Raw genomic sequence first — 560 nt, 5'->3', positions numbered from 1 at the left:
GCTTTGCGGACGAGGTGCTTGAGCTTGGCAAAGACCTGTTCGATCGGGTTCAGGTCGGGCGAGTATTTTGGCAGGAAGAAGAGTTTGGCGCCGACCGAACGGATGAGTTGGCGAACTGCTTTGCTCCTGTGGCTGCCGAGGTTGTCCAAGATGACGATATCGCCGGGTCGAAGGACGGGCAGAAGAACCTTCTCGACATAGGTGCGAAAGCTCACGCCATCGATCGGCCCCTCGATGAACCATGGCGCATCGATCCGGTCATGGCGCAAGGCCGCCAGGAAGGTCATGGTCTTCCAGCGGCCGTGGGGAACCTTGGCGTGAAGTCTGCGCCCGCGCGGCGCCCATCCCCGCAAGGGCGCCATATCGGTCCTGGTCCAGGTCTCGTCGATGAAGACCAGCCGCTCAACTTCGACGCGATCTTGATACCTTGTCCACTGGGCCCGCCGCCGCGCGACCTCGGGTCGATCGCGTTCGCCAGCCGCCACGCTTTTTTTTGAAGCTGAGCTTCTCGGCATGCACGAAGTCCCACACCGAGTGGTAGTCGACCTTCAGGCCGCGAC

Annotated in this window: 1 pseudogene; it reads right to left on the bottom strand. The window is 61.8% G+C overall.

Annotation, left to right across the window (positions count from 1 at the left end):
* A pseudogene (locus QQL28_RS45815) lies at positions 1–560 on the bottom strand (IS630 family transposase); the annotation flags it as partial.

Origin of the sequence: Bradyrhizobium iriomotense, from assembly GCF_030160715.1 — a bacterium.
In the GTDB taxonomy this organism is placed as follows: Bacteria; Pseudomonadota; Alphaproteobacteria; order Rhizobiales; family Xanthobacteraceae; genus Bradyrhizobium; species Bradyrhizobium iriomotense.
The sequence above is the reverse complement of the archived record's forward strand: the minus strand, read 5'-3'. Positions and strand labels throughout refer to the sequence as shown.